Here is a 20,898-nt window from a genome sequence, read left to right as displayed (position 1 = left end):
CAACGGGACGGCGATGGAATGACAACCGGGTTCACAGGCTCCTCCGAGCTCAAGGGCGAGCCGGAGGAGGAGTCGGGCGCGCCCTTCGATCCGGACGCCACGGGGGTCATCCCGCGGATCATCCTCGATCTGGGCTCCGCCGACGGCGCCTCCTCGGACAAGGCCCAGGACGAGGACGAGGCCGAGGCCGACGGCGACGGCGACGGCAAGGCCGCTCCCGAGGCCGAGGCGGAGGGCAAGGCCGAGGTCGAGGACAAGGCTGAGGCCGACGCGGACGCCGATGCCGAGACCCAGGCCGACGTCAAGACCCCGACCGACGCCGTCCCCGCGACCAAGGGCGAGGACAGGGCCGGGGCCGAGGCGGAGGACGACGCCGACACGACCACGGCGATCCGGCTGCCGGCGAGCTTCCGCGTGGGCGGCCCGCCGAAGGACGCCTCCGCCGAGGCCCCGTCCGCGGAGGCCCCGTCCGCGGAGCCGCCGGCCGCGCCGCCGACCACCCCGTTCAGGGCCACACCCCCGCGGACGTCCCCGCCGACGCAGGCTCAGGCGTCCCCGCAGGCGCGCCCGGAAACGGCTCAGGAGAGCAAGGCGCCCGCGAAGAGCGCCGGGGCCACCCCCGCGACCGCCGCGGCCCCCCAGGGCCTCATGGCGCGCCTGAGCTCGCTCATGAGCAGCGCGCCCAAGTGGCTGCCCGCCCTGCTCACCGTCGAAGGGCTCATCCTGTACGTGCTCGCCCTGCGCGTGGCCCCCGGGCCGCTGCGCGGGGTCGATCCCACCGACATCAACGGCCTCGGCCTGATCGCGGCCCTGCCCACCAGTGCGTTCGCCGCGCTCCTCATCATGCTGGTGGCCTTCTTCGTGACGGTCGCCCAGTCGACCGACCGCAAGTTCCTGCTGCTGTTCCAGATCGCCACGATCACGTTCGCGCTGCACGGCGCGGGCGCCCTGGTGGCCACCGAGCCGCGCTTCCCCACGGCCTACATCCACGCGGGCTTCGTCGACTTCATCGGCCGCACCGGCGAGACGGCGATCAGCATCGACGCCCGCATGGGCTGGCCGGGCTTCTTCGCGCTGTTCGCGTTCGTGACCAAGGCGGCCGGCATCACGGACATGACGCCGATCCTCATGTGGACGCCGTTGCTGTCCAACCTGCTCTACCTGCTGCCGTTCGTGCTCATCCTGCGCCAGGTCGTGGCGACCACGCGGGCGCGCTGGTTCGCGGCGCTGCTGTTCGTCCTCGTGCAGTGGATCGGCCAGGACTACTTCTCGCCCCAGGGCTTCACGTTCGCGCTGTACCTGGCGTGGGTGGCGATCCTGCTGCGCTGGTTCGGCCGCGTGGAGCCGCGCACCAAGCCGGTGCCGGACAAGGGCTGGCGCAAGTGGCTGGGCCGCCTCGACGCGATGACGCCGGGCGAGATCGTCAACACCGGCACCTACCGCGCCGACAAGCTGCTCATGCTGACGCTGCTGCTGGCGCTGTTCTTCGCCTCGACGGCCTCGCACCAGATCACGCCGTTCATGATGCTCGGCGTGGTCACCGCGTTCCTGATCTTCAAGCGGACGTCGCTGACCTGGGCGCTGCCGTTCTTCCTCGGCCTGGTCGTGCTGGCCTGGATCAGCTACGAGACCGTGGGCTTCTGGGCCGGCCAGATCGACGCGATCTTCGGCGGCCTGGGCAAGATCCTCACCAACCTCCAGAGCAACACCGGCGACCGCATCGCGGGCAGCGACCCCGCGCACGCGCTGGTGCTGAAGGCCCGGCTCGGCATCCTGGTGGTGATCCTCTCGCTGGCCGCCACCGGCCTGCTGCGCCGGCTGCGGCGCGGGGTGTTCGACCGGGCCGCGCTGATCCTGCTGTGCGTGCCCGTGCTCGCGCTGGGGCTGCAGAGCTACGGCGGCGAGATCGGGCTGCGCATCTACATGTTCGCGCTGCCCGGCGCGTGCCTGCTGGCCTCGTACGCGTTCTTCCCGAACCTGCCGGCCGACAGCGCGGACGTGCGCGAGGAGACCGTGCCGCTCCGCAGGCGCAACGTGCGCTTCAACCCCGAGCTGACCCGGAAGCTGTCGGTCCTGCTCGCGGCGTTCTTCGCCGTGCTGTTCGCGATGGCCTTCCTCGTCGCCCGCTACGGCAACGAGAAGTTCGAGCGGGTGACCGCCGGCGAGGTCGCGGCCATGCACTACGTGTACCAGCACGACAAGCCGAGTGCCCGCGTGCTCTACCTGGTGCCCAAGGAGGGCAAGGAGGTCACGCCCACGATGCCCTGGGGTGAGAAGGACGTGGAGCTGGTGAACTTCAACGGTCAGGCCCTGGTCTACAAGGACCCCTCGAACATCACCGGCGCGCTGAAGAAGCTCAAGGAGAGCGATCGCAACACGTTCCTGGCGGTGACGCGCGGCCAGGTCAGCTACCTCCAGCTCAACGAGGGCTTCCCGGAGGGCTGGGGCGAGAAGTTCCGGGCGGCGCTCGACGCCTCGTCCGAGCTGAAGCGGGTGTATTCCAACGGCGACGCCGCGCTCTATACGTTGAAGAAGTTCGTCAGAGGCACGGAGATCCCCGATCCTCAGCCGTACAAGGGCCGCGGCGACCCCACGTCGCCGTGGACGCCCGTCGGCATCGCGGCGCTGGCGCTGACGTGGGTGACGCTGTTCGCCTACGAGGTGGTCCGGCTCCACGGGCCCACGCGGGCGCCCAGGGCGCGCAAGCGGCTGCTGTTCGTGGCGATCCCCGCGTTCGTGATCGCGGTGGGCGTGATAGCAGAGCGCTTCATCTACATCGCACTAAATAACTGAATTCACAGGAACCTCTCAGGTTATGCGGGATGATGTTCCGTGATGACGGCACAACGGACAGACGGCGCCATGCAGGGCGCGAGGGCGTCGAGGATCACCTCGGTCGACGCCCTCCGCGGCTTTTCCCTCCTCGGGATCCTCCTGGTCAACATCGCCTTCCTGGCCTCCGGCTTCAGGATGGCCGGGATGGCGGAGCCCGCGTTCCAGTCCACGCTCGACTGGGGCGTGCGCTGGAGCGTGACACTGTTATTGGAGAACAAGTTCTACCTGCTGTTCTCCTTCCTGTTCGGCTACAGCTTCACGCTGCAGCTCGACTCCGCGGTGCGCCGGCGCATGCCGTTCACGCCGATGTTCCTGAGACGCGTGGCGGGGCTGTTCCTGATCGGCATCGCGCACGCCGTGCTGCTGTTCCCGGGTGACATCCTCACGACGTACGCGGGCGTGGGGCTCGCGCTGCTGGTGCTGCGCAAGCTGTCGCCGAAGAACGCGATCATGCTGGCGGTCGTGCTGACGAGCCTGCTGGCGCTGGGCTTCGTGTTCCTGGCCGGGCTGGCGGCGCTGGGCCTGGACATGGCGGGCACGGTCTCCCACGGCGTCGCCGAGGCGATCAAGTCGGACCGGTCGCTGGCGGGCTCGGCCGGCCAGATCGTCTCCGAGCACCTGCGCAAGCTGTCCCTCATCGTCCTGCTGCGCCTGCTGTTCCAGGGGCCGGCCGTGCTGGCCGCCGCGCTGATCGGCCTCGCGGTCGGCAAGCTGGGCCTGCTGCGCGACCCGTCGGCGCACACCCGGGCGCTGCGGCGGCTGCAGTGGGTGGGCTTCACCGTCGGGCTCGGCGGCGCGGCCGTCTACACGATGTCGGCGTGGACCGGAACGGTGCACAAGTTCCTCGGCGAGGCCCTGGATCTCGTCACCGCGCCGCTGCTCGCCGCCGCCTACGCCGCCACCTTCCTGCGCCTGCTGCCGCACGTGCCGCGCCTGGCGGCCCTGCTGGCGGCGCCGGGCCGCATGGCGCTGTCCAACTACCTCGGCCAGTCGCTGTTCTGCGGCGTGATCTTCACCGGGTACGGCCTGGCGCTGGTGGACCGGGTCAGCCCGCCCTCGGAGGTGCTGATCGCGCTGGGCATCTTCACCGCGCAGGTGGTCTACAGCCGGCTGTGGCTGCGCGGGCACAGGTACGGCCCGGTGGAGTGGCTGCTGCGCTACCTCACGTACTGGAACCGGCCGGGGCGGACCGTGGAGGCCGCCCCCGCCCCGCAGGCCGCCCAGCCCTGACGGGCCGGTCCCGGCCGCTCAGCCCTGACCGCGCCCGCTCCACTTGATCTCGTACGGCTTGAGCGTGACCTGCCTGCCGTCCACGGTGGCCGTCACGTCGCGGTCGGCGGTGTTGACCATGACGAGCTGCTGGGCCTGCGCCAGGACCTTGACCCGCGCGTCGGACGACTGGACCTGCTCCAGCGCCACCCCGACGGGGAACCACCGCGTGAAGCCGCTGAGCAGCCCGGCCATGGGCATCTCGCGGCCGTCGGCGTCCCACACGCAGCCGTGGCACTCGCGGGCGCCGCCCTTCTGCTGCGGGTTCCAGTAGAGGGCCGAGGCGACGCCGCTGCGCGCGAACTCCATCATGGTGGTGGCCTGCACGGCGGTGCGCTTGGCCTCGCTCCAGCCGGAGTTCTGCGGCTCGACGTACCACTCGGCCCACCAGACGGGCATGTCGTTGGCCTTCTTGCGCAGCCACGAGGTGATCGCGCCGAACTTGCCCTGCGCGGCGAAGTCGTCGGGGACGTTGCCCTTGTCGGTGGTCATGGTGGCGCCGTCGACGACGATGAAGTCGGCGCCCTTCTTGTGCTCGATCCAGTACTCGATGGCGTCGAGGGCGCGCTGGTCGACCGTGCCCCAGGGGCCGCTCAGCTCGGAGGGGCCGGGGCCGGCGGTGGTCTCGATCGGCACGTACGGGCCGCCCACCTGTATGTCGCCGTCCACGCGCTTGAGAGCGTCGTAGACCTTGTTGTAGAGCTCGGTGTAGCCCTCGGCGTCCCACCGGTTGGTCGCGGGGTCCCAGAAGCCCTTGAACTCGTTCCAGACCATGAAGTGCTTCACGGTCGGGTACTGCCGGGCGATCTTGGCCGCGAGCTTGGCGTAGTCGTCGAAGTGCTCGCGCTCGGGGGCGACCGTGTGGTTCTTGCTCCAGTCGGTACGGCCGGCCTGGCCGCCCTTCATCCAGTCGGGGGCGCAGCAGAGCGTGATGACCGGCATGCCGCGCGAGGACGCGATGAACGTCATCCGGCGGTTGAGCTCGGTGAAGTTGTACTGGCCCGGGCTCGGCTCGGGGTTGCCGGCGCCCCAGCCCATGATGTGCTGGTTCTGCAGGAGGGGGACGCGGCCCAGGATGCCCTTGGCCTGCTCGGTCACGGGCCGCGGGGCGGTGTCGGCGCTGTACTGGGTGTGGGTGACGCCCCAGCGCGGCCAGCTGTCGAGCTTCGGCGGCGGCGCCAGGGTGGGGGCGGCCTGCGAAGGGCCGGCCTTGGCCACCTCGCCGCCCTTGTACTCGTCGCGCGAGCCGCGCGAGCCCGCGTACACCATGATGCCCACGACCAGGAGCACCGCCACGATGCCCGCGCCCACCGCCAGTGGCCACGGCGACCGTCTACGGGCATGCCGACCATCGGTGGGAATCACGGGAACCTCCACCCCTCACGCCTGCGCGGTGTCCCTTTGACACATCTCCGCACGTATTACCGTATCTATGCCACTTGCAAGCTACTTGCGCGCAGCATCAGGGCGTGGGCGGCCGCTCGCCACCCGCCGGCCCGGGCACGCCCGCATAACGGTACGGCACCGGTTGCCGCCCCGGCTGCACGATGAGCAACGTGCCGGGATCGGCGTAAAAGGCGCTTTCGACGGCCGCGGCCACGTCCTCGGCGGTGAGCAGCGGGAAGCCGGCGTTCAGGAAGGTCTCGCGCGCCCCGGCCACCAGAGGGGTGTCGGTGAAGCCGGGGCAGACGGCGCTGACGCGGACGCCGTCGGCGGCGAGGGGCACGGCGAGCGCGCGGACGAGGCCGACCACGGCGTGCTTGGTCATCGTGTAGATCGGGTCGCCGTCGTAGCCGACGAGCCCGGCCAGCGAGGAGGTCACCACGATCGCGCCGCCGCCGGAGCGCCGCAGCAGCGGCAGGGCGGCCACGACGCCGAAGACGACGCCGTCCATGTTGACGCCCACCGCCGTGCGGTAGCGGGCCGCGTCGAACGCGTCGAGGTCGACGCCGCCGGTGACGCCCGCGTTGAGGTGGACGACGTCGAGCCTGCCGAAGCGCCGCTCGGCCAGCTCGACGGCCTCGCGGTTGGCCTCCTCGGTGCTGACGTCGCCGGCCAGCGCCACTCCGCCGGTCTCCTTGGCGACGCGCTCGGCGCCCTCCCCGTCGAGGTCCACGAGGACACATCGGGCGCCGCCGGCGGACAGGCGGCGGGCGACGGCGGCGCCGATGCCGCTCGCCGCACCGGTGATCAACGCGACAGTGCTCATGCGGACTCCAGCATGCGGTGGGCGCGGGCGATGAGGACGGGCACCGCGGAGCCGATCTCCTCGAAGCCCTCCCCCACGGTCTTACCCTGGCGGAACCGGGCGTGGATACCCTCCACGATGACCGCGAGCTTGAAGTTGCCGAAGGCGACGTAGAAGCCCAGGTCCGGGATGTCGCGGCCGGAGACCTTGGCGTAGTGGGCCGCGAACTCCGCCGCGGTCAGGAACCCGGGCGCCAGCGTCACGTCGCCGGCCACCGGGATCGAGGCGCGCTCCTCGTCACCGGGGTCCTGCCAGTAGGTGAGCGTCAGCCCGAGGTCGGCCAGCGGGTCGCCGAGCGTGGACATCTCCCAGTCCACCACGGCCAGGATCTCGGGCGCGGGCGCCAGCCGGACGAGCGTGTTGTCGAGCCGGTAGTCACCGTGGACGAGCGTGCCGGCCGACGCCGCGGGCAGGCGCTCGCGCAGCCGGGCCACCAGCCGGTCGTACTCGGGCAGGTCGGCGGTCTTCGAGCGCTCCCACTGCTGGCACCAGCGGTCGAGCTGGCGGGCCAGGTAGCCGTCGGGGCGGCCGAACCCCTCCAGGCCCACCTCGCGGTGGTCGACGGCGTGGATGGCGGCCAGCACCTCGGCCAGCCGTTCCGACAGCCGCCGCGCCTGCTCCGGCGCGGGCTCGCCGAGCTCCTCCCGGGTGCGCACGGCCGCGCCCTCGACGTACCCCATCAGGTAGAACGGCGCGCCGATGACGTCCTCGTCGGCGCAGAAGGCGACCGGCTCGGGCACCGGGACGGGCGTCGGGGCCAGGGCGGAGATGACCCGCCACTCCCGCCGCATGTCGTGCGCCGTGGGCAGCACGTGGCCGAGCGGCGGACGGCGCAGCACCACCCGCCGGTCGCGCCCCTCGACGAGGTAGGTCAGATTGGACCTGCCCCCCGAGATCAGCGAGACTGTCAGCGGCTCACCCGCGTCGGGCACGTGGTTCGCCATCCACGAGGTCAGGCGCGGCAGGTCGATTCCGGGGACCGTCATGGACACACATTAGAACGCCACTCGGTTCTGAATACCAGCTAAGAGTTGTGTAACGTTCCGGACCTGCGTGAATGACATAAGAGAGCAACGGTTAACCTTTCCATGCACGGCGGACCCTCCCACGCTCGACAGCACACGGCATATCGCCAGTAGGAGCCCATGCGCGTCTCACTTGCACACCCCCGCGAACTGGGCGCACCGGAGCTGAACCGGTGGCGGGCGCTCCAGGAGGCGCACGCGGGGTTCGACAACCCCTTCCTGTCGCCCGAGTTCACGCTCACCGTCGGCGAACTGCGCGACCTCGTGCGGGTCGCGGTCATCTACGACGGCGCCGACATCGTGGGGTTCTTCCCGTTCGAGCGACATCCGCTCGGCATCGGGAAACCGGTCGCGGCGGGGCTGACCGACGCGCAGGGCCTCGTCCACGCCAAGGACGTCGAGATCGACCCGCACCGGCTGCTGCGGCTGTGCGGGCTGTCGGTCTACGAGTTCGACCACCTGGTCGCCGGCCAGCCCATGCTCGCCGCCCGGCACGAGAGCCACCCGTCGCCCATCATCGACCTGCGCGACGGCTACGAGACCTATACCGCCTTCCTGCGCGAGCACTCCGGCAAGACCTACAAGACGACCCTCGCCAAGCAGCGCAAGCTCGAACGCGACGCCGGGGAGATCCGGCACGACTACGCGACCTCCCGCGTCGAGCCGCTGCACACCCTGATCGGCTGGAAGGCCGAGCAGTACCGCCGCACCGGCCGCACCGACCGGTTCGCGCACCGGTGGATCGTCGAGCTGGTCGAGCGGCTGCAGGCCACCGACACCGAGCACTTCGCCGGGGTGCTCGACATGGTCTACGCGGGCGACGTGCCCATCGCCGGCCACTTCGGCCTGCGCACCCGCACCACGCTCGTCGGCTGGTTCCCGGCCTACGACACCGCCTACGCCAAGTACTCCCCCGGTCTCATCCACCACCTGGCCATGGCCGAGCGGGCGGCGGAGTCCGGCATCCAGGTCATCGACATGGGGCGGGGCCAGAAGGAGTACAAGGACAAGCTGAAGAACGGCGAGTACGAGGTCGCCGAGGGCCGCGTGGCCACGGTCGGGCCCGCCGCGGGCGTCCACTGGCTGATGCGCGTGCCGGTGCGCAAGACGCGGGCCACCGTCCTCGCCAACCCCGTCCTGCACCGTACGGCCGACCGGGTGCTCAAGACGTTCGGCCGTCTGCGCACGGCCCTGCAGTCATGACGGGGTTAGCGGAGCGGACCGGGCGCCACTGCCTCGTGCTCCCCTCCAACCGCCTCGGCCTCTACCTCGCGCTGCGCCACTGGTGCGTGCCCGGGCAGCGGCTGCTCATGTCGCCGGTCTCCGCCGACGAGATCCTGTTCCTGGTGATCGCCGCCGGCCTGCGGCCGGTCATGGCGCCGCTGTCGCCGCGTGACGGCAACATCGACGTCGGGCGCGTCGACCTGTCCGGCGTGGACGCGGTCCTCACCACCAACATGTACGGCCTGCCGGACCGGGTCGGGGCCTTCACCGGGAAGATCCTCATCGAGGACGTCGCCCACGCCCTGGAGACGTCCGTGGACGGGCGCCCGCTCGGCACGTTCGGCCAGGCCGGCGTCTACAGCCTGTCCAAGCACTGCGGCGCCGGGTCCGGCGGCGTGCTGGCCGTCGAGCACGAGGACGACCTGCGGGCCCTCGAACAGGCCCGCGATCTGGTCCTGGAGCCCGGGTCGTGGCGGCAGGAGCTGTTCGCCGTCGCCACGTCCGCGGCCCGGCGCGCCGCGCTCCGGCTCGACCTGGTCCGCCCGGCGCTGCGGCTGGCCCGCGCGCTCGGCATGCAGGAGGAGCGCCTGGGCTACCGCATCGAGCTGCGCGGCGACGAGCTGCGCCGCACGATGAAGCACGTGCCCGAGCTGGCGCCGTTCGACCCGTGGGTGCGGGCCGACCTGCACGACTACCGGGTGCGCAAGGGACGGATCGCCCGGCGCTACCAGGAGGCCCGCCTGGCCGGGGTCGCCGCCGAGCGGAAGCGGCGGCTCGCCGGGGTGCGGCTGCTGGCCGAGCTGCCGACGGTCGCCGAGGGCGTGCGCGACCAGCTCGACCAGCCGCTGTTCCGGGTGCCGCTGCTGGTGCGCGACCGCGACGCGGCCATCGCCGCGCTGGAGCGGCAGGGGGTGGCGGTGGGCTACCTGTACGACCCGCCGTACGACGACTACGCGCCCGGGTTCACCGAGCCGTCGCCGTACCCGGAGGTCGCCCGCTGGTGGGCCCGGCACGTGCTGCCGGTCGACCCGGTCTACGCGACCCGGGCCCTGCCGGTCGTGCGCCACCTGCCGCCCGCTCCGCCGCCACCGGTCTGACCGTTCCCCGGCCGGGGCCGATCCGCTCGGCCGGGTGATCGGCGCGGCTGGGCGATCGGCGTGGCCGGGCGATCAGGTCGGCCGGGTGATCAGGTCGGCGACGACGCGGCAGGCGCGGCGCACGTCCGGCAGCGACGCCGAGCCGTATCCGATGACCAGCCCGAACGGCGCGCCCGGCCGATGCCGGTGGCGCTCGGGCTGGTCCAGCAGCACGCCCCGCTCGGCGGCCCGCTCCACCACGCGGCCGATCGTGCCCGGCGGCAGCTCGGCGAGCACGTGCAGGCCCGCCGTGTCGCCGCGCAGCCGGCAGACCGGGCCCAGGATCTCGACCACGGCGGCCCGCCGGCGGGCGTACTCCAGGCGCATCCGGCGCAGGTGGCGATCGAGGTCGCCGCGTTCGATCAGGGTGGCGACGGCCTCCTGCACCGGCCCGCTCGTCCGGTCGGCCACCGCGCGGCGCAGCTCGGCGATGCGGCCCACCAGCTCCGGCGGCCCGACCAGCCAGCCGACGCCGACGTCGGGCGCCAGCGTCTTCGACAGCGTGCCGAGGAGCACCACCCGCGAGGGGTCGAGCCCGTACAGGGCGGGCAGCGGGGCGACGTCGTAACGGAACTCCGCGTCGTAGTCGTCCTCGACGATCATCGCGCCGGTACGCCGGGCCCAGGCCAGCAGCCGTTCGCGGCGCGGGATCGGCAGCCGGCCGCCCAGGGGATACTGGTGGGCGGGCGTCGTGTACAGCAGGCGCAGGTCGCCGGGCAGGCCGTCGGAGACCACGCCGTCCTCGTCCACCGGGCACGGCACGACCTCGGCGCCCCGGGCGGCGAACACGGTGCGGGCCACGTGGTAGCCGGGGTCCTCGACGCCCGCGCGGGTGCCGGGGCCGAGCAGGGCGAGCGCGCACAGGTCGAGGCCGTTGCCGGTGCCGCGGGTGACCATGATGTTCTCCGGGCCGACGGCCACGGCTCTGGTCCGCCTCAGGTGCCCGGCCAGCAGCTCGCGCAGGCGCGGCAGGCCGTACGGGTCGGGCGCGTCACCGGGCGGCAGGTCGGCGGCCCGGCGCCAGGCCCGCTTCCAGGCGGCGACGTCGTAGTCGCGCACCCAGGGCTTGCCGGGCCGCAGGTCGATCGCGGCCCTCGGAGCCGATCCCGGCCCCGTGCCGCCGGATCGCCCCCTCCCGAGGCCGGGCGCGGGCGGCGCGGAGCCGGGAGCGGGGGCCGGGGCGGCGACGGGTCGAGGGACCCGGTCGGGCAGTGCGCCCGGACGGGCCTCCTCCAGGTCGGCCACGAACGTGCCCGACCCGTGCCGGCCCTCCAGCCACCCCTCCGCGTACAGCTGCTGGTACGCCTCCGTGATCACCGTACGGCTCACCCCGAGCTGCCCGGCCAGCCCCCGCGAGGACGGCAGCCGCTCCCCCGGCGCCAGGGTGCCCGCCAGCATGGCCTGGCGCAGCCACCCGGTGAGCTGTGCCGAGAGCGGCACGGGAGAATGCCGCTCCAGCGAAACGGGCAGGTCGAGCAGGCTGCGCACGGAAGTGGTCTCCAAGAAGGCGCGAATAGTGGCCCTACAGCATAGGTCCACTCGCGGACTACCGTCGTCTCATGGCCTTCACCACGTCGCCCACCGGCACACCGCTCTCTCCCACGCCCCGTACCCGGCTCGCCCGCATGAAGGAGCGCGGCAGCGACAACCGCGACGACTTGTACGAGGTGCTGGACACCGGACTGATCTGCTACCTCGGCGTCGTGGTCGACGGCGCCCCGATGGTGCTGCCGACCGGCTACGGACGCGACGGCGACACGCTCTACCTGCACGGCTCCACCGGAGCCCGCTCGCTGCGGGCCGCCCAGGAGGCCGACGTGTGCGTCACCGTGACGCACGTGGACGGGATCGTGCTGGCCCGCTCGGCGATCCACCACTCCGTCAACTACCGCTCAGCCGTGATCTACGGCCGGGCGCGGCTGGTGACCGACGAGGAGGAGCGGCTGACCGGCCTGCGCGTGCTGACCGAGCAGCTCGCCCCCGGCCAGTGGGACTACGCCCGCCGCCCGAACCGCAAGGAACTGGCCAAGACGGCCGTGCTGGCCCTGCCCCTGGACGAGGCGTCGGTCAAGATCCGCCGCGGCGACCCGATCGACGATGACGAGGACTACGAGCTGCCCGTCTGGGCCGGCGTGCTCCCGCTGGTCACGCAGTGGGGAACCCCGGTGCCCGACGCGGCGCTCCGAGAAGGTATCGATGTGCCTGTTCACATCGGCGGCCGCCGGTAGTTCCATGAATCAGGAACCACCTGGCAAACCATCCTGCTAGATCACGCGTCTCATCAGGTGGGCCGGCTCCTGATGGGAGAGGCAAAATGGAGTGGAGCGCTCCCGGTTACACGCAGGTCAAGCAGCTCGGGTCGGGCGGCAGCGGCAGAGTCGTGCTGGCCGTCCACGACGAGACGGGCGTCAAGGTCGCCATCAAGTACCTCTCCGAGGAGTTACGGCGCGACCCCGAGTCCCTCGCGCGCTTCCAGTCGGAGGCGCGCCTGCTCGTCACCCTGCGCGATCCGCACATCGCCACGATGTGGGAGTACGTCCAGGACCATGACGGCGCCGCCATCGTGATGGAGCTGGTCAACGGCGTGTCGCTGCGGGCGCTGCTGCGTGAGAACGGCACGACGGGGCCGGAGGCGGCGCTGACCGTGCTGAAGGGGTCGCTGCTCGGCCTCGCGCGGGCGCACCGGCTGCGGCTGGTCCACAAGGACTACAAGCCGGAGAACGTCATCGTCCGCGACGACGGGGTGAGCAAGCTCGTCGACTTCGGCATCGCCGTACGGGAGGGCTCGCTCTCGCGTCCCGAGGGGACGCCCCCGTACATGGCGCCGGAGCTGTGGGCCGGGGCCCCCGCCTCGCCCGCGACCGACGTGTACGCGGCCACGGCCGTCTTCTTCGAGTGCCTGACCGGTCACCGGCCCTACCGCTCCACCGAGCCGAGCGTGCTCGGCTACCAGCACGTGTACGCGCCGATCCCGGTCCAGGACGCGCCCGAGCCGGTGCGCGAGCTGATCATGCGCGGCCTGGCCAAGGACCCGGCCGACCGGCCGCGCAGCGCCGAGGCGTTCGTGGCGGAGCTGGAGGAGACGGCGCGGGCCGCGTACGGCGAGGAGTGGGAGGAGCGCGGCAGGCGGCGCCTGGCCGGGCTGGTCGCGCTGCTCGCCCTCCTGCTCCCCGTGCCGGAGACGCCGCCCGCGCAGGCCGGCACGTCGCTGGCGCGGACCGTGTTCCGCGGCGGGCACGGGCTGGGCCGCACCGTGGCGCGGGCCGCGCGGCACAACGCGGTGCGGATGGCCGCGGGCGCCGGCCTGGCCGTCGTGGTGGCGGTGGCGGCGGTGTTCGTGCTGGCGAGCCGGGACCGGCTGCCCAAGCCCTTCGACGTGGCCGCCGCCGCGCCGTCGGACTCCCCCGGGCCCGCCGAGCTGGTCTCGCCGCCCGCCACGCCGGTGGGCGCCACGGAGAGCGCGCCCCCGAGCCCGCCGCCCCCGCCGAGCGCGACCAGGCCCGCGATCGTCCCGCCGACCGGCGACGCCCCCACGACGCCGCCCACCCGCGGCCGGACACCGACGCCGCGGCCCACCCGCACCACGCAGCGAGCGACGCCACCGCCCACCACCCAGCCCCCGATCACGCAGCCGCCCACGACGCGGCCCCCGGTGACGATCACACCGACGCCCTTCCCGCCCACCACGCGACCCCCCGTGACGATCACACCGACGCCGTTCCCACCGACCACCCGGCCGCCGGTGACGCCCACGCCCTTCCCGCCCACCACCCGGCCGCCGGTCACGCTGACGCCCACGCCGGTGCCGCCGGTCACGGTGGCGGCACTGGCCCTCGGCGACCTCACGGTGAGTGAGGAGGCCGCCGGCGCCACGGTCACGGTCCGCGCCGGCGGCACGGCGCCCATCGGCCTCACCGCCACCTGGGCGGTCGCGGGCGACCCCGTCCACACGGAACGGCTCCGGCTCGTCGGCGCCCTGTCGTACACCCGCGCCCTCAGCCACACGCTGGCCGAGCGCCCCTGCGGCAGAACCGTCACGCTGACCGTCGCCACCACGCCCGCCGCCCCAGGAGGCCCCAGAACGGCCACCCTGAACGTGCCGCCGTGCCCCACGACCGTGACGGGGCTGCGGGTGTCGCTGGACATGGCGCCCTCGCCGGGCGACGAGGCCACCGCGCGGGTGCGGGTGACGGCGACCGGCACGGGTGACGTGCCGGTGCGGGTCAGGTTCGCGCTGAACGGCGAGAGCGTCGGCACGAGGACCGCCACGCTCACCGGGCGCACCTCCTACGCTCGCTCGTTCGACCAGGGCTTCAGGACGAGGCCGTGCGACGCGACGGTGTCCGTGGCGGTGACGGCGGGCGACGAGCAGGCGAGCGCGCGGACCCGGGTGACCTGCCCGGCGGGTGTCCGCCGGGTGTCGATCGCGCGGGCCGCCGTGGACGGCCGGGGCGGCGCCGTGGCCGTGGTCACGGTCTCGACCCTGAACGACCGCCCGGTGCGGCTGTCGGTCATGTTCTCGGCCGGGGGGAGGCAGCACACCGAGCAGGTCACGCTGTCGGGCGACACGGCGTACACCCGTACGCTGAGCCACGCGTTCGGCGAGGTGCCGTGCGGGGCCCGCTGGTTCGTACGGGCGACGACGCAGCCGCGCGCGGCCGGAGGCGGCGACCAGGCGAGCGGCGTCACGCCGGCGTGCGAGCCGGAGGAGGAGCCGAGCGGGGAGCCGTCCGCCGACCCGCCGCCCAGGCCCACCCCGTCCGCGACGCCGTCGCCCCGGGAGGAGCCCAGCGGCGACCGGCCCGCCCCGGGTGAGCCGCGCTGAGCACAGAGCACGGGGTCGCGCGCCTCGCCGCCGGAGGTCCCGAACGCCCCGCGCGCCGTCTCTGAGCAGCGCCCTGGGGGCTCGCGGGTCAGGGGGTGGCGCAGAGTGCGATTGTGATTTCCGACCTATCGGGATAGCGAGGCCCAGAAAGCGTCTGCCGCTGGTTAAGCTACGGTGCGTTTGCTCAGGGTGGAGCTTTTTGGTGCAGAGGAGACCGTTTTGACTCTCCCCTCCCTGTGGAGGGGATTCCTGCTTCACTGCCGACTGCCCGTCAGAGAGGACTCTCCTTGAGGTCTTACGTCAGCTCCCCAGGCGTTTCACCTCTCCGCCAGCCCGGCGGCGAGGATGTTCCTGGCCGCGTTCACATCGCGGTCGTGGGCCGCGCCGCAGGCACACACCCACTCCCGGACGTTCAGCGACATCTTCTCCCGCAGGGCGCCACAGGCGGAGCACAGCCTGGAGGAGGGGAACCACCGGTCGATCACGACCAGTTCCCGCCCGTATCACGCGGTCTTGTACTCCAGCATGCTGCGCAGTTCCCGCCAGGCCGCATCCGAGACGGCGCGGGCCAACGAGTGGTTCTTGACCATGTTGCGGACGGTCAGGTCCTCGATCACGACCGTTTGGTTCTCACGGACGAGCCGAGTGGTGAGCTTGTGCAGGAAGTCCCTGCGCCGGTCGGTGATCCGGGCGTGGGCGCGGGCGACCTTCGCCCTGGCCTTGGCCCGGTTGTTCGACTCCTTCGCTGTGCGGGCCAGGTTCCGCTGGGCCTTGGACGGGCGGCGCCGGTCGGCTCGCTCATGCCTCGGATTCGTGATCTTCTCCCCGGTGGACAGCGTCACCAGGGAGGCGATTCCAGCGTCCACGCCAACTCGCTGCTCAACCTGAGCCAGCGGTGCCATGCTCTCTTCGACCAAGAGCGACACGAACCACCGCCCAGCCGCATCCTTCGACACGGTCACCGTAGACGGTTCGGCACCCTCCGGCAGCGGACGCGACCACACGATGTCCAGCGGCGCGTCCATCTTCGCCAGAGTGAGCCGTCCGTTCCGCCAGCGGAACGCCGAGCGGGTGTATTCGGCGCTCGCGCGCGACTTCTTCCTGCTCTTGAAGGTCGGATACTTCGCGCGCTTGGCGAAGAAGTTGGCGAACGCCGCCTGCAGATGTCGAAGCGCCTGCTGCAGCGGAACGGAGGAGACCTCCGACAGGAAGTCGTATTCGCCGCTGCGCTTCCACTCAGTCAGGCGGGCCGAGGACTCCACGTAGGAAACACGGCGGCCTTCCAGCTTGTAGGCGCGGGTCCGCTCGTCCAGCGCCTTGTTGTAGACGAGGCGGACACAGCCGAACGTCCGCGCAAGCTCGGCGGCTTGCCTGGGGGTCGGGTAGAAGCGGTACTTGTAAGCCCGCATCACGAGCTGCGCCACATCTCATATCATACCGCGTGATCGGTTAAGGATCGCGCGTATGTTCGAGAAAATCGGCTCACCAGATGGCGAGCCGCCCTCCCTTGCCCTGTTCCGCAGGGGGTTTGCTTCCTTCCCGCCTAAAGGCGGGAACTTCCTCGGAGGTTTCTGATGAACGGTGGTGCGCTGTGGGAGGTCCCCGGGTACCGCACCGTACGAGAGCTGGGCAGCGGAGCCGCCGGCCGGGTGGTGCTGGCGCGGCGTGACCACGACGGCGCCGAGGTCGCCGTGAAGTACCTCTCCGACGAGCTCAGGTCGGACGTGGGGTTCGTCGCGCGGTTCCGGCACGAGGCCAGGCTGCTCGGGACGCTGCGCAGCCCGTACAACGCCCGCCTGATCGACTACGTCGAGAGCGGCGCCGGCGCGGCGATCGTGATGGAGCTGGTCAACGGCGTGTCCCTGCGCCGGCTTCTCAGGTCCGAGGGGCCGACCGGTCCCGAGGCCGCGCTGACCGTGCTCAAGGGCTCGCTGAAGGGTCTGGCCGCCGCGCACGCCATCGGCGTGGTCCACCGCGACTTCAAGCCCGAGAACGTCATGGTCCAGGGCGACGGCGCGAGCAAGCTCGTCGACTTCGGCATCGCGGCGCGGGCCGGCGACCAGGTCGGTGCCGCCGGCACCCCGCCGTACATGGCGCCCGAGCAGTGGTCGGGCGCGCCGGCCGCGCCGTCCACCGACGTGTACGCCGCCACCGTGGCCTTCTTCGAGTGCCTGACCGGCACCCGGCCGTTCCGCGCCACCAACATGGCCGCGCTCGCGCGGCAGCACCAGAGCGCGCAGCCGCCGGTCGAGGAGGTGCCCGCGCCGCTGCAGGAGCTGGTCCGGCGGGGTCTGGCCAAGGACGCCACCGAGCGGCCGCCGTCCGCCGAGGCGTTCCTGACGGAGCTGGAGGCCGTGGCGGCCGAGGCGTACGGCGCCGGCTGGGAGGAGCGCGGGCGCCGCCGCCTGTCGAGCCTGGCGGCGCTGCTGCTGGCGCTGTTCCCGAACCCGCCGGAGACCCCGGCGGACGCGCAGACGTCGCTGGCCGAGACCCGCTTCCCCGAGCCGTCGAAGCTGCTGGCCCGGCTGTCGACGAAGATCGTCATCGGTACGGCCTGCGTCGGCGTGATGGTCGGCGTGGCGCTGGTGGCGGTCAACGTGTTCGACGGCGACACGACCCTGCGGGCGCAGATCACGACGGTGACGCCCACCACGGCCTCGCCCGCCGCGGGGGACCCGGGCCTCGACGAGCCCTCCGACGAGCCGTCGGACGAGCCGTCGGACGAGCCGTCCGAGAAGCCGACGGAGGAGCCCGCGAAGGACCCGACGCCCACGGCCGAGGAGACCCCGACCACCGTGCCGACGGCGACCGCCGCGCCGGTGCGGACGAAGACCCTGACGCCCACGCCGAGTCCGCGCCGCACGGCGAAGGTGACGCCCACCCCGACGCGGACGCGGGCGACCAGGACGCCCACCCCGACCGCCTCGGACGAGCCGCAGGTGCTCGCCACCGCCGACGACCCGAACGGCGTCACGACCGCGCCGCGGCCGTCCTCGCCCCCGGCCACGAGCCCGCAGCCGACCTTCTCCACGCCGACCCGCACACCGCCGTCCCCGACGGTCGAGCCCTCCCCCAGCGGAGGTGACGGCGGCGAGGGTGAGCCCACGGTCGGCGGGCCCACCCGTGGTGAGCCGACCGTCGGCGACGGCGAGGTCCCGCGCGCGCTTCCGGCGGAGCGCGACGGCGCGGCGGGCGCGCTGCTCGCGGCCGGGCTGGTGACGTGGGGAGCCGTTCCGGTCACACTTGCGGTGAGGCGCCGCATGGCGGGGCGGCACCGGAGGAAGCGCTGACGGGTCGGGGGGCTACGGGGATGGAGAACGCCAGGGACGGCATCGCCGGCTTCCGGCTCACCGAGCACACCTGGATCACCGAGGTCGGCAACTGGATCGACGCGATCTCGCCGGACGGACGCCGGGCGGGGGCGCTGCTCTTCGACCCGAGGGTGGTCGGGCTGCCCGGGGTGCGCGACCGGGTCGTGGCCACGGTCATGACCGACCAGAGGCTGGTGCTGGGCGGGCTGAGCGGCCTGATCCCGGTGGCGGACGTGGTGGCCGCCGGCGAGCAGGTGTGGCTGCTCACCGCGCAGGCGGTCAGCCCCACGCTGGCCGACCTGCTGGCGGCGGCATCCGCCGGCCCGGCCGGCGGGGCGGCATCCACTGCCCCGGCCGGCGGGGCGCCGCACGGGACGGGCTCCGTCGATCCGGGGGGCGCCGCGTCGGTGTTGCTGGAGACGGCCCAGACGCTGCTCGCGCTGCACGCCTCCGGGGTGACGCACGGCTCGCTGCACCCGGGCACCGTGGTCATCGCGGCCGACGGCGGCGCCCTGCTGTCGGAGCGCGGGCTCAGTGACGCGATCCGCGGCCAGGTCTCGCCGCCCGCGCGCGACGCCGAGGCGTGGGCCGCGCTGGCGCGCGGGCTGGCGGCCGCGACGCGCGACGCGCCGGCGGCCGCCCAGCTCTTCGAGCGCGCGGCGGCCACGGCGACCACCCACGGGCTGGCGGCCGCGCGTGACGCCCTGCTCGCGGGCCGGGGCGCGCTGCCGGGCGGGACGATCAGCCGTGAGCGGCTGGCCCAGGCGGCCCGGGGACGCTCGGCGTTCGCCCAGGCCCCGCCGCGGGCGCTGCCGTACCCGCCGGAGCCGGTGGACGAGGGCGACATCGTCACGCTCCTGCACGTGCCCGGCCGCTCCCCCGCACCTCACGGAGGTCCCGCCCAGGGAGCACCGTACGGAGGCCCCGAGCCGGCCGGAGCACATGAGCACGGCGGAGCACCTGGACACGGCGGGACATCTGGACACGGCGGGGCACCTGGACACGGCGGGGCACCTGGACACGGCGCGGCATACCAGCAGGGCGTGGGATACGAGCAGGGCGGGGCGTTCGAGCACGGCGGGGCGCCGATGCGGTTCGGCCCCGGCGTGGACACGCACCAGCAGCGCACCGAGACCCCCGCCGAGCGGATCTGGCGCGAGGGCAGGGAGGAGCCGACCGTCCACGGCGCCCGCGCGGCCCGCGTCTCGCGGGCCCGTCGCCGCCGCACGGTCCTGGCCGCGGCGCTGTTCGCGGTGATCGTCGCGGGCGCGATCCTGGCCTGGTTCAGGCTGAGCGGCGGCGGGCCGGACCTGGCCGTCGCGTCGGTGGACGTCGCCGCGCCGAAGAAGACGCAGGGCTGCGACAGCGCCGTCGTGGTCACCGGCACCATCGTGACCAACGGCGGCGCGGGCGAGATCCAGTACGAATGGCGCAAGAACCTCGACAAGGAAGTGGTCAAGCAGACCCTGCGCACCACCTCCGACCGGACCTCGTACCAGGTGCCGCTGCGGTGGACGCTCAAGGGGAAGTCCACGGTCAGGGCGACGGCCACCCTCCGGATCCTGTCTCCGGGGCCCGTCCGCAGCGACAAGGCGAGCTTCACGTACAAGTGCTGACGACCGGCCCGCGCCGAAGGGCCGCCGTCGACAATGCATATCAATGCGGTTCTTACTAATCTGGCCAGCATGACCACGCAGACCCCCGCGGGCTGGTACCCGGACCCCTACGGATCGCCCCAACTCCGTTGGTGGGACGGCGCCCAGTGGACCGACGCCACGCATCCGCAGGAGCCCGGGGCGGCGCCACAGCAGCAGCCGCCCTCGGGGTCGCAGCCCGGCCACGACTGGTCGGCCACCCCCGCCAACCCGACGCTCCAGTACGGCCAGCCCGGCGGCCCCGGACAGGCGTACGGCCCGGGACAGCCCAGCGGCCCCGGACAGCCCAGCGGCCCCGGACAGCCCGGCGGCCCGGGACAGCAGAGCGGACCGACCCAGGTGTACGGCGCCCCCCAGCAGAGCGGCCCCGGCCAGCCGCAGGCCCCCGTCGGTCCCGGTCAGCCCGGCGGTCCGGGTCAGCCCGGTGGTCCCGGCCAGCCCGCCTTCGGCTCGCCGCAGCCCACCCAGGTGCTCCCCACGTACGGGGGTCAGGGTCCGTACGGCGAGCCCGGCCCCTACGCGCAGGGCCAGCCCGGCCAGTGGGGCGGCGCGCAACTGCCCGGCCCCGGATTCGGCCCGGCGCCGAAGCAGCGCAACCCCATGCCGTGGATCTTCGGTGGCCTGGCCGCGCTGGTCGTGGTGGCGCTCATCGTGGTCGCGGGCATCTTCTTCATCAACCGTGACAAGCCGACGGTCGCCCTGCCGCCGTCCTCCACGCCGACCGAGACGGAGTCGCCGTCCGAGTCGGAGCCGCCCAGCACGCAGCCCACCCCGGCCCCGACCGAGCTGCCGCAGGCGCAGGACGGCCGCGTCTCCGACCCGGGTGCCGGCATCTCGTACGCCGTGCCCGACGGCTGGACGGTGCCCGGCTACGCCGACATCAACGGCACCGACCCCACGGCCGACCCCGCCCAGCAGAGGTGGTCGAGCGGCGTCGAGAAGGTCGCGCAGGAGAAGTACGAGGGCGACAGCAACTGGATCGGCAACATCTACACCGGCACCCTGAACGAGGTCTATCCCTACGAGGGCAAGGGCAGGCTCGGCGTGACGGCCAAGTCGGTGTTCATCGACTTCGCCAAGTACTACCAGATCCAGCACACGACCAAGATCGTGCAGGACAAGGCCCTCAAGATCGGGGGCAAGGACGCCTGGGTGCTCCAGTTCCAGCACGACTTCAGCAAGATCTCGAAGCAGAAGGGCTACCGCTGGAACAAGGAGAACGGCGCGATCGTGCTCATGGATCGCGGCGAGGGCGAGCGCCCGGCCATCCTTTACGTGTCGGTTCCCGACAATCTCGGCACGGACGTGGTCGCCAAGGTTCTGAGCTCACTCAAGCCTGCCTGACGCTTGGCACTAGGCTGGTCCTGTGA

General features: G+C 72.8%; 13 protein-coding genes and 1 pseudogene. 9 read left to right on the top strand and 5 right to left on the bottom strand.

The window, feature by feature from the left end; genetic code table 11:
* The first annotated feature begins 18 nt into the window (after positions 1-18).
* Entirely contained in the window at positions 19-2,793 is a 2,775-nt protein-coding gene (locus HTZ77_RS34550; protein ID WP_175593932.1) for a hypothetical protein, read from the top strand.
* A 42-nt stretch (positions 2,794-2,835) separates the two neighbouring features.
* Positions 2,836-4,065 (top strand): DUF418 domain-containing protein, encoded by a 1,230-nt coding sequence (locus HTZ77_RS34545; RefSeq protein WP_175593931.1) that lies wholly within the window; start codon positions 2,836-2,838, stop codon positions 4,063-4,065.
* Positions 4,066-4,083: 18 nt separating this feature from the next.
* Here HTZ77_RS34545 and HTZ77_RS34540 read toward each other — a convergent pair whose 3' ends face one another.
* The 3 genes from HTZ77_RS34540 to HTZ77_RS34530 all read right to left on the bottom strand — a co-directional run bounded on the left by HTZ77_RS34540 (position 4,084) and on the right by HTZ77_RS34530 (position 7,338).
* The gene (locus tag HTZ77_RS34540) at positions 4,084-5,469 is read right to left on the bottom strand and encodes a GH39 family glycosyl hydrolase (protein WP_328808936.1); all 1,386 of its coding nucleotides are present in this window, start codon (positions 5,467-5,469) and stop codon (positions 4,084-4,086) included.
* Positions 5,470-5,566: 97 nt separating this feature from the next.
* Complete coding sequence (locus HTZ77_RS34535; protein ID WP_175593930.1) at positions 5,567-6,313, bottom strand: SDR family oxidoreductase; 747 nt, start codon at positions 6,311-6,313, stop codon at positions 5,567-5,569.
* Positions 6,310-7,338 carry a phosphotransferase family protein gene (locus HTZ77_RS34530; RefSeq protein ID WP_175593929.1) on the bottom strand — a complete coding sequence of 343 codons (1,029 nt, stop codon included), beginning with the start codon at positions 7,336-7,338 and terminating at the stop codon, positions 6,310-6,312. Before HTZ77_RS34530 ends, HTZ77_RS34535 begins: the two co-directional genes overlap by 4 nt.
* Positions 7,339-7,497: 159 nt before the next feature.
* Here HTZ77_RS34530 and HTZ77_RS34525 point away from each other — a divergent pair, with 159 nt between their 5' ends.
* Both HTZ77_RS34525 and HTZ77_RS34520 read left to right on the top strand, forming a co-directional pair.
* Positions 7,498-8,580, top strand: a complete 1,083-nt coding sequence (locus HTZ77_RS34525; RefSeq protein WP_175593928.1) for a GNAT family N-acetyltransferase — start codon at positions 7,498-7,500, stop codon at positions 8,578-8,580.
* Entirely contained in the window at positions 8,577-9,698 is a 1,122-nt protein-coding gene (locus tag HTZ77_RS34520; protein WP_175593927.1) for a DegT/DnrJ/EryC1/StrS family aminotransferase, read from the top strand. The genes HTZ77_RS34525 and HTZ77_RS34520 overlap by 4 nt, the downstream gene beginning before the upstream one ends.
* 72 nt (positions 9,699-9,770) lie before the next feature.
* Here HTZ77_RS34520 and pdxR read toward each other — a convergent pair whose 3' ends face one another.
* Positions 9,771-11,240, bottom strand: a complete 1,470-nt coding sequence (pdxR, locus tag HTZ77_RS34515) for a MocR-like pyridoxine biosynthesis transcription factor PdxR (protein WP_235995592.1) — start codon at positions 11,238-11,240, stop codon at positions 9,771-9,773.
* Between the two features lie 56 nt (positions 11,241-11,296).
* Between pdxR and HTZ77_RS34510 the strand changes: the two genes are divergently transcribed.
* Together HTZ77_RS34510 and HTZ77_RS45550 are read left to right on the top strand one after the other, a co-directional pair.
* The gene (locus tag HTZ77_RS34510; RefSeq protein WP_175593926.1) at positions 11,297-11,965 is read left to right on the top strand and encodes a pyridoxamine 5'-phosphate oxidase family protein; all 669 of its coding nucleotides are present in this window, start codon (positions 11,297-11,299) and stop codon (positions 11,963-11,965) included.
* Positions 11,966-12,051: 86 nt separating this feature from the next.
* On the top strand, positions 12,052-14,562 hold the full coding sequence (locus HTZ77_RS45550) for a serine/threonine-protein kinase (protein WP_205304319.1): 2,511 nt from the start codon (positions 12,052-12,054) through the stop codon (positions 14,560-14,562).
* 317 nt (positions 14,563-14,879) lie between these two features.
* Here the strand turns inward: HTZ77_RS45550 and HTZ77_RS34500 are convergent.
* Positions 14,880-15,986: pseudogene (locus HTZ77_RS34500) on the bottom strand (RNA-guided endonuclease InsQ/TnpB family protein).
* Between the two features lie 150 nt (positions 15,987-16,136).
* Between HTZ77_RS34500 and HTZ77_RS34495 the strand changes: the two are divergent.
* The 3 genes from HTZ77_RS34495 to HTZ77_RS45545 all read left to right on the top strand — a co-directional run bounded on the left by HTZ77_RS34495 (position 16,137) and on the right by HTZ77_RS45545 (position 20,872).
* Complete coding sequence (locus tag HTZ77_RS34495; protein WP_175593925.1) at positions 16,137-17,852, top strand: serine/threonine-protein kinase; 1,716 nt, start codon at positions 16,137-16,139, stop codon at positions 17,850-17,852.
* 20 nt (positions 17,853-17,872) lie between these two features.
* Positions 17,873-19,489: a protein kinase family protein gene (locus HTZ77_RS34490; protein ID WP_175593924.1), complete on the top strand. Its 1,617-nt coding sequence runs from the start codon at positions 17,873-17,875 to the stop codon at positions 19,487-19,489.
* A gap of 69 nt (positions 19,490-19,558) precedes the next feature.
* A complete protein-coding gene (locus tag HTZ77_RS45545; protein ID WP_205304318.1) occupies positions 19,559-20,872 on the top strand; it encodes a DUF2510 domain-containing protein in 1,314 nt (437 codons plus the stop codon).
* Positions 20,873-20,898 lie beyond the last annotated feature (26 nt).

This window comes from Nonomuraea montanisoli (assembly GCF_013363975.1).
GTDB classification, from domain to species: Bacteria; Actinomycetota; Actinomycetes; order Streptosporangiales; family Streptosporangiaceae; genus Nonomuraea; species Nonomuraea montanisoli.
This window is presented reverse-complemented; position numbering and strand designations above follow the sequence as displayed.

What these genes read in the sequence shown, in the direction of transcription:
- HTZ77_RS34550 (WP_175593932.1), top strand. Translation starts at nt 19, where the DNA reads ATGACAACCGGGTTCACAGGCTCCTCCGAGCTCAAGGGCGAGCCGGAG.
- HTZ77_RS34545 (WP_175593931.1), top strand. Translation starts at nt 2,836, where the DNA reads ATGACGGCACAACGGACAGACGGCGCCATGCAGGGCGCGAGGGCGTCG.
- HTZ77_RS34535 (WP_175593930.1), bottom strand. Translation starts at nt 6,313, where the DNA reads ATGAGCACTGTCGCGTTGATCACCGGTGCGGCGAGCGGCATCGGCGCC.
- HTZ77_RS34530 (WP_175593929.1), bottom strand. Translation starts at nt 7,338, where the DNA reads ATGACGGTCCCCGGAATCGACCTGCCGCGCCTGACCTCGTGGATGGCG.
- HTZ77_RS34525 (WP_175593928.1), top strand. Translation starts at nt 7,498, where the DNA reads ATGCGCGTCTCACTTGCACACCCCCGCGAACTGGGCGCACCGGAGCTG.
- HTZ77_RS34520 (WP_175593927.1), top strand. Translation starts at nt 8,577, where the DNA reads ATGACGGGGTTAGCGGAGCGGACCGGGCGCCACTGCCTCGTGCTCCCC.
- HTZ77_RS34510 (WP_175593926.1), top strand. Translation starts at nt 11,297, where the DNA reads ATGGCCTTCACCACGTCGCCCACCGGCACACCGCTCTCTCCCACGCCC.
- HTZ77_RS45550 (WP_205304319.1), top strand. Translation starts at nt 12,052, where the DNA reads ATGGAGTGGAGCGCTCCCGGTTACACGCAGGTCAAGCAGCTCGGGTCG.
- HTZ77_RS34495 (WP_175593925.1), top strand. Translation starts at nt 16,137, where the DNA reads ATGAACGGTGGTGCGCTGTGGGAGGTCCCCGGGTACCGCACCGTACGA.
- HTZ77_RS34490 (WP_175593924.1), top strand. Translation starts at nt 17,873, where the DNA reads ATGGAGAACGCCAGGGACGGCATCGCCGGCTTCCGGCTCACCGAGCAC.
- HTZ77_RS45545 (WP_205304318.1), top strand. Translation starts at nt 19,559, where the DNA reads ATGACCACGCAGACCCCCGCGGGCTGGTACCCGGACCCCTACGGATCG.